The sequence below is a fragment of the Lacihabitans soyangensis genome (assembly GCF_024343775.1).
Lineage (GTDB): Bacteria > Bacteroidota > Bacteroidia > Cytophagales > Spirosomataceae > Leadbetterella > Leadbetterella soyangensis.
The window spans coordinates 76622-84409 of the sequence record NZ_RJUF01000198.1 but is presented as its reverse complement, the minus strand read 5'-3'; the positions used below and the strand labels follow the sequence as shown (position 1 = coordinate 84409).

General features: G+C 37.7%; 5 protein-coding genes. 2 read left to right on the top strand and 3 right to left on the bottom strand.

What is annotated here, in order from left to right; translation table 11 throughout:
• Nucleotides 1-824 precede the first annotated feature (824 nt).
• The 3 genes from EGI31_RS25180 to EGI31_RS25170 all read right to left on the bottom strand — a co-directional run bounded on the left by EGI31_RS25180 (nucleotide 825) and on the right by EGI31_RS25170 (nucleotide 5147).
• On the bottom strand, nucleotides 825-3161 hold the full coding sequence (locus EGI31_RS25180; RefSeq protein ID WP_255039972.1) for a glycosyl hydrolase family 28 protein: 2337 nt from the start codon (nucleotides 3159-3161) through the stop codon (nucleotides 825-827).
• A gap of 73 nt (nucleotides 3162-3234) precedes the next feature.
• On the bottom strand, nucleotides 3235-4065 hold the full coding sequence (kduI, locus tag EGI31_RS25175) for a 5-dehydro-4-deoxy-D-glucuronate isomerase (protein WP_255039971.1): 831 nt from the start codon (nucleotides 4063-4065) through the stop codon (nucleotides 3235-3237).
• Between the two features lie 320 nt (nucleotides 4066-4385).
• Nucleotides 4386-5147, bottom strand: coding sequence for an SDR family NAD(P)-dependent oxidoreductase (locus tag EGI31_RS25170; protein WP_255039970.1), 762 nt, complete (start codon nucleotides 5145-5147; stop codon nucleotides 4386-4388).
• Between the two features lie 234 nt (nucleotides 5148-5381).
• On the opposite strand from EGI31_RS25170, the gene EGI31_RS25165 reads away from it, so the two are divergent.
• Together EGI31_RS25165 and EGI31_RS25160 are read left to right on the top strand one after the other, a co-directional pair.
• Nucleotides 5382-6377: a LacI family DNA-binding transcriptional regulator gene (locus tag EGI31_RS25165; protein WP_255039969.1), complete on the top strand. Its 996-nt coding sequence runs from the start codon at nucleotides 5382-5384 to the stop codon at nucleotides 6375-6377.
• Nucleotides 6378-6405: 28 nt separating this feature from the next.
• Entirely contained in the window at nucleotides 6406-7752 is a 1347-nt protein-coding gene (locus EGI31_RS25160) for a hypothetical protein (protein WP_255039968.1), read from the top strand.
• Nucleotides 7753-7788: the final 36 nt, after the last annotated feature.

The window sequence follows — 7788 nt, the reverse complement described above, 5'->3', positions numbered from 1 at the left end:
ATGGTAGAAAAGAGTATGAAGATTTTGTTGATATCGATAAAAATGCCAAGAATTCACGAATTTTCACAAACCAAATCTGAACTATACCTAATTCGTGCTTTATTCGTGAATTCGTGGCAATAAAGTAGATTTTACATTAAAAACACAGAGTCTCAATTTAGGAACTGGGTGTTCGATAAATCTAATAAGAATCTTCACTATAATTATATGATGGTAGAAAAGAGTATGAAGATTTTGTTGATATCGATAAAAATGCCAAGAATTCACGAATTTTCACAAACCAAATCTGAACTATACCTAATTCGTGCTTTATTCGTGAATTCGTGGCAATAAAGTAGATTTTACATTAAAAACACAGAGTCTCAATTTAGGAACTGGGTGTTCGATAAATCTAATAAGAATCTTCACTATAATTATATGATGGTAGAAAAGAGTATGAAGATTTTGTTGATATCGATAAAAATGCCAAGAATTCACGAATTTTCACAAACCAAATCTGAACTATACCTAATTCGTGCTTTATTCGTGAATTCGTGGCAATAAAGTAGATTTTACATTAAAAACACAGAGTCTCAATTTAGGAACTGGGTGTTCGATAAATCTAATAAGAATCTTCACTATAATTATATGATGGTAGAAAAGAGTATGAAGATTTTGTTGATATCGATAAAAATGCCAAGAATTCACGAATTTTCACAAACCAAATCTGAACTATACCTAATTCGTGCTTTATTCGTGAATTCGTGGCAAAAAAATAGATTTTACATTAATAACATAGAGCCGACATCTAGAAACTAGGTGTTATATAAATCTAATAAGCACCCTCATTTCATCCTAAAAACCTTCTTATCTGCCTTTGCCTTAAAAGTAGCCACTTCTTTCAAGTTTGATTTTTGGGTGTTAACCAACGTTATGTTTCGGTTTCTTTCGCCTGAAATCTCGAGCAATGTTTCTGATTTAGGTGAGAAGTTTATGTGGTTAAAACTGATATTTTTGCTGTTTTGAATTTGTCCAACTGTCGTGTTTTTTGAAAAAATACCTACATTCTCAAAACTGATATTCTCGGCTTCGATACAAATTAGCCCTTTGTTTGAGGTGAAGTTTGAGTTTTTGATATTGATATCTTTGATGTTCATTTCGGGCAAGCCTCTTAGCATAATGGCTGTTTCGGCACCTTTGCAGTTTACGTTTTCTATAAAAAATGATTTGAAAGATGGTGTGCTTTCGTCGAGTTTTTCAGCTTTGATTTCGGGTAAAGTAGTGTCGTCTCCATCCAGCGGTACGGTGTCTTTGGCCATGTAATACATGTCAAACAATATGGCTTCGCCAGGAATATTGTTCATATTGATGTCAGAAATGTAGATATTCTCCACCACACCGCCGCGACCACGAGCCGTTTTAAAACGCAGACCGATGTCGGTTCCGAGGAAGTTGTTATTGTTTACATACAGGTTTTTTACACCGCCAGACATTTCGCTGCCAATCACAAAACCACCGTGTGCATGAAAAACTGTGTTGTTTCTGACAATGATATTTTGGGTTGGTTTGCCACGTTTACGACCTTCTTCATCTCTTCCAGATTTTATACAAATTGCGTCGTCACCGGTGTCAAAAGTAGAGTTTTCTACTATACCATTTGAACAAGATTCCAAGTCTAGTGCATCGTTGTTTTGGCCAAACCAAGGATTTTTTACATTTACATTTCTAATCGTAATATGCTCACAAAGAAGCGGATGTAATGTCCATGCAGGAGAATTTAGGAAAGTAATTCCTTCGATAAGTACATTTCTACAAACCGACAAACTAATGAAATTTGGTCTAAGAAAATCTCTGATTTTTTGATAATCTTCCAGCGTTTTTCCTTCAGTTTTTTTGTTTGTCCAAGCCATGTTTTCGTTGCCATATTTTGAGGTTTCTGAAGGATACCAAGTATCTTTTTTGTCGTTCAAAACTCCGCCGGAAGCTACGAGGTTTTTCCATTGGGTATCTGTAAGTTTAGATTTTTTTACTTGTTTCCATACTTGTCCCGCTCCGTCCATAGTGCCCTGGCCAGTAAGGGCCACGTTGGTGAGGTTTACACCCCAAATAGGTGCCTGACAACGATAGGCGGTGTTGCCTTCCCAAGTGGTTTCTACAATTGGATAGTCATTGCGGTTATCGCTGAACTGCAGAACCGCCCCTTTAGCCAGATGTAGATTGATGTTGTTTTTTAGAACAACCGGTCCTGTAATCCATAAACCTGAAGGAATCAAAACTGTACCGCCGCCTTTTTCTGTGGCGATATCAATGGCTTGTTGAATGGCTTTGGTATTTAGAAAAAGGCCATCGCCTTTGGCTCCATATCTTGTTATTTCAAACGTATCTTTTTTGAAGGCTGGGGTATTTATTTTGGGCAATTGATACTCCAAAGTGTTGGGATAAACCGATTTTTTTAGCCAGTTTCTGAGTGGTAGAGATTGTGCCATAAGATTCTCGGCTACCATTGAGGACATCAATTTGGCTCCGTAGTTTGACAAATGCGTGTTATCAACAATTCCATTCGGAAACTTATCGTAAATGCCGCCCGCGTAGTGCATAAATACATCTTTAGATGCCTCTTCACCAAGATTTTCGATAAGTTTCTGACTTAAAGCGTGCATATCTATTAGGTCTACTTGGTTTTTTTTGGCTACTTCTTTTACCACTTGTGGATATTCTCCATGTTGGTCTACAAATTTATGGTCATCGTTAAATTTCCTTCTTGACATAGGTGTAAGAAGAACAGGAATAGCCCCTTTTGCCTTTACTTCGTCTATGTAGCGTTGAAGATTGGCTCTGTAGGCCACTTGTGGGTCGGAGTATCTGGTAGAATCATTGCTTTTTTGGTCATTATGCCCAAATTGTATGAAAACATAATCGCCTTTTTGTAATTGTTCATGCACCTTGGCCCAATGTCCTTCATTTCTGAAACTTTTGGTGCTTCTGCCATTCAGTGCATGATTTTGAATTAGAACTGCATCGGTAAAAAACTCATGGAAAACTTGCCCCCAGCCTGTTTCGGGTGCATCATAAGGCTTTTTATTCGCCATGGTGGAGTCGCCAATCATAAAGATTCTGATTTTTTCAGAAGGGAAATTGAAGCCGAAAAACAAAATGCTAAGTACAAAAAGGTATTTTTTCATAATGCACCTCACTCCCCGCCCCCTCTCCACAGGAGAGGGGAATTACGGGATTAAAATATTGATTTTGTTGTAATTATCTCAGTTCGTTCAAGTTTAAGAAATCCATATCGGTAAAGTCTTTGTTTTCGCCTGCCATTCCCCAAATGAAGGAGTAGTTGGCCGATCCTGCACCGGAATGTATACTCCAAGGTGGAGAAATGATGGCTTGGTGATTCTGCACCCACATGTGTCTGGTTTGGTCTGGCTTGCCCATAAAGTGCATGATGCCTTGATTTTCAGGTACATCAAAATAGCAATAAACCTCGCTACGACGGTCGTGCACATGAGGAGGCATGGTGTTCCAAATACTTCCGGTTGCTAAAACTGTCAAACCCATTACCAATTGACAACTCATGATGCCGTCATTGTGTATGTATTTGTAGATGGTGCGATTGTTTGAAGTTTCGGGTGAACCCAAAGTTACTGGCGAAGCCTCTTCTTTCGAGAATTTCTTATTTGCAAATGTCTGATGAGCAGGAGCTGACAGAAGGAAAAAGCATGCAGGATTGGAAGCATCCTTTGAAGAAAAACTAACTTTCTGTGTGCCTTTTCCCAAATAAACGCAGCTTAATTTATCTGCTTCGAAAACTTCACCATCAGCTTCAACTGTACCAGGTCCAGCAACATTGATAATACCAATTTCTCTTCTTTCCAAGAAATAACTGCTTTTCAGAGCATCGTAAGTATCCAAAGTAATAGCTTTTGTAACTGGTTTAGCTCCACCCAGTACCAATCTGTCATAATGCGTATAAGTGAGTTTTATTTCATCGTCTGAGAACAAACTTTCCACCAAGAAATTTTCTCTTAACTCAGCGGTATTCATTCTTTCCACTTCACGTGGGCTACTTTCGTATCTTGAAATCATATATTTAATGTGTTAATTTTTAAAGTGTTAATTAGCTAATTTGTTAATGTGTCTCTTCGAGACCTTTGGTCGCAATTTCATTCAGATTTTCATCTGAATTCATTGTGCTCAGTGACCGTTCCTATTCGTTCAGCATCTATCCATCCGTTGTCTGGGCGGAGCCGAAGACAAAAGAATGTGTCACTTCGAGACCTTTGGTCGCAATTTCATTCAGATTTTCATCTGAATTCATTGTGCTCTGTGACCGTTCCTATTCGTTCAGCATCTATCCATCCGTTGTCTGAGCGGAGTCGAAGTCAAAAGGATGTGCCGAAGACAACTCATCTTCCCATCCAACCACCATCGACTGTCAAAATAGTGCCTTGCACGTAATTTGACATTTCAGAGGCTAAGAAAACAGTTGGGCCTTTAAAATCTTCGGGTTCGCCCCATCGGCCTGATGGTATGCGACCAAGAATAGATGCACTCCGTTCGGGGTCAGCTCTGAGTGCTTCGGTGTTATCCGTGGCTATGTATCCAGGTGCTATGCCGTTCACGTTTATACCTTTTGAGGCCCATTCGTTGGCAAATGATTTTACCAAACTACCGATGGCTCCCTTGCTGGCCGCATAGCCTGGCACATTTATTCCTCCTTGAAAAGTGAGTAAAGATGCTGTGAAAATGATTTTTCCGGAACCATTTTTAATCATTTCTTTACCTATTTCCCTTGTTATAATAAACTGAGCATCAAGGTTTATGGCTATTACTCGGTCCCAATATTCATCAGAATGTTCGGCTGCAGGGTTACGCATTATAGTGCCAGCATTGTTCACCAAAATGTCGATTTTAGGATGTTCGTCTTTTGCTTTTTCGAGAAATGCGTATATTGATTTACGGTCAGAAAAATCTGCTTGATATGGATAAAATTTCTGACCAAGTTTCTCTACTGAATTCTGAATTTCACTTCCTTTAGAAGGCATCGTAGCAGAAACTCCGATGATATCTGCACCCGCTTCGGCCAATCCTTCGGCCATGGCTTTGCCAATACCTTTGTTGCAACCCGTTACCAAGGCAGTCTTGCCCTCTAAACTTATTTTAATCATCTTTTTTCTAAATATTTTGTAAGATTACCAAGGATTATCCTCGAATACAAACATTGGTTTCCATTAATTTATGCAATCGTTTTCAGGATTTTTATATTACCGCGATGTCGCTAAGACGCAAGGGGTGCTTAATTTTTTATAGGTTTAATCGACATTTTAAGGTCGATCAACTATTGGTTCATATTTTGAAAGTGGATGTTTTTTTGGTAATTTTCGATTCAAATTATTCTAAAGTTGGAAGTAATAACCCTCAAAGACATAGCAAAAGCTTTAAATCTCTCCACATCAACCGTGTCGAGAGCATTGAGGGATAGTTACGAAATCAATGAAAAAACCAAGAAGTTGGTGGCGGAATATGCCAAAAAGGTTAACTACAGGCCTAATCCGATAGCATTAAGTTTAAAGGACAACAAGAGCAGAGCCATCGGTGTAATTGTCCCCGAAATTGCGAATAATTTTTTCTCGCAAGCCATAAACGGCATCGAAGATGAAGCCTACAGTCGTGGTTATCATGTGGTTATTTGTCAGAGTCATGAGTCTTTGGAGCGAGAGAAGGAGAATCTCCGGCATTTGTTTGAAAGAAGAGTAGACGGGATTTTGATTTCGCTTTCGGGTAAAACAAAAGATATTAAACATATTCTGGAGTACAGCGAAAGCAACTTTGCTGTTGTGTTTTTTGATAGAGTACCTGAGAGTAGCGGTTTTCATAAAGTGGTGGCAGACAACTTTTCGGGGGCATTTGCGGCTACCGAATATTTGATACAACAAGGAAAAAAACGAATTGCTCATATCACCAGCCCACTTACACTCTCTATTACCAAAGAACGACTCGAAGGATATAAAAAAGCCTTAGAGAAACATGGTATAGTTGTTGATAATGAGCTGATTAAGTATTGTGGTTTTGATCCTGAGGAGGCCAAAGCGACCATCAATGATTTTATAAATACTCAGAAACCTGACGCCTTTTTTACCTGTAGCGATAGGCTAGCTTTGCATTGCTATGAGGCTTTTCAAAGCAGAAAAGACGAGATGCCGGCAGACACTCCGTTTTTTGGCTTTACAAATCTCAATGTGTCTCATTTGTTTTCTCCGAAACTTTCTACCGTGGTTCAGCCCGCCTATGAGATGGGTGCCAGGGCAGCCAAAATTCTTTTGGATCAATTAGAAAGCAAAAGGAAAGTCAAGGATTTTGAAAAAATTGTGCTTGAAACGTATTTGAAAATAAGCTAGTATATTTGCTTTTTTTACATCTGAATTTATGAGTTTAGGAAATAAGTTTTTACGGCTAAAGACTTTTTTGATATTGATTCTGGTTATTTTTCTGAAAAATATCCTATTTGACTTTTTGTTAAAATCAGAGCAAGTTGGTTTATGGACAACTACCCAAAGTGCTGTTTTTTATACTGTTTTTAATGTTTTCGACTGGTTGGTTTTTTGGTTTATTTTTAAAGATGTGCTTGGAAGTAGAATTAAAACGACCCTTTTGGCTATCCTTACCATAATTTTCACTTCCATTCCTTTTTACCTTCATACTCCACTTATTCGTCTTGACTACGACAACCTATTGGTTTCATCTGCATTGTATTTTATACCTTTCTTTGTTTTTATAATTCTAAAACAATCTCCAAAGCTTATCTTTTTGCCCATTATGATGGGTATTATTCCCAACATTAACCTGGAGATTGCCAATGGATTTACTGGAAATTTATCTTTTTTGAGGTTGTTTTTTGGCAACGGATGGTTAGAGCAAAGTTTAGGAAATGGAGTTTTCCTAGATTTTGGATTGGCTGTCATAAAAACTTGTTTTTGGACTGCCATTGTCATTCTTTTTTATGAAATAAATCACCAGTTTTTTGCATATAAATCGTGGAGGTTTTATGTGGAATTGCCAATAAAGAAAGGATTCCTTTTAATAGTGGTGGTTGTTTTCAAAACGCTGATATATTGGATGGTAGGCTCACTTTTGATAGCAATGGTAGGCAACAATGCCGTTCCGCTATTTACCAACAAAATAGGCTTAGCACTGAATGGTCTGGGTTTCTTTGGTTTTTTGTGCATCAGCAGTATTTATTTTAGGAAATACATCACGCTGTATTTTTACCAAAAATCGGGGCACTCAAATTGGTTGTTTTTTTTCTTTTTTATTCCATTTTTAGATTTCATAGCACTTTTGGTGACAATTTTAGTTCCTTTTAGTGTTTCCAAAAAAGCCATTAATTTTGGATTTTCAAAAAAGATTTTGGTAGGCCTGGTGGCTTTTGTGTTGCTGGCGTATGCCGGAGTGTGTTATTTTAAAAACATCGTAAACATACCCACCACCGAAAAGGACTTAAAAACAGGTCTACTCATTGCTCAAGTTTTGCTACCGGTTTTTTCTGCAATGGGAATTTTGCTGAGCGTCAAAAGCAATGTATTTCACAAAGTTTTATTGAGTATTCTGATAATTTTGTTGCCAGTAGTTTCTCTTTATTTGGTGCCCAAAATTGAGCTTTCAGGCAAAATAGAATTGTTGGTTAATACACTTTCAATATATCTGCATTCTGGTTTAATTCTCTTTTTTATTTACCCAACACTTTATTTTAAGGAGTATTTGAAAATTAAGTAAGTTCTTCAGGATTTTCAATTAAAAATAGAAACTTAC

Coding starts and splice junctions, on each gene's coding strand:
- EGI31_RS25180 (WP_255039972.1), bottom strand. CDS start 3,161: ATGAAAAAATACCTTTTTGTACTTAGCATTTTGTTTTTCGGCTTCAAT.
- kduI (WP_255039971.1), bottom strand. CDS start 4,065: ATGATTTCAAGATACGAAAGTAGCCCACGTGAAGTGGAAAGAATGAAT.
- EGI31_RS25170 (WP_255039970.1), bottom strand. CDS start 5,147: ATGATTAAAATAAGTTTAGAGGGCAAGACTGCCTTGGTAACGGGTTGC.
- EGI31_RS25160 (WP_255039968.1), top strand. CDS start 6,406: ATGAGTTTAGGAAATAAGTTTTTACGGCTAAAGACTTTTTTGATATTG.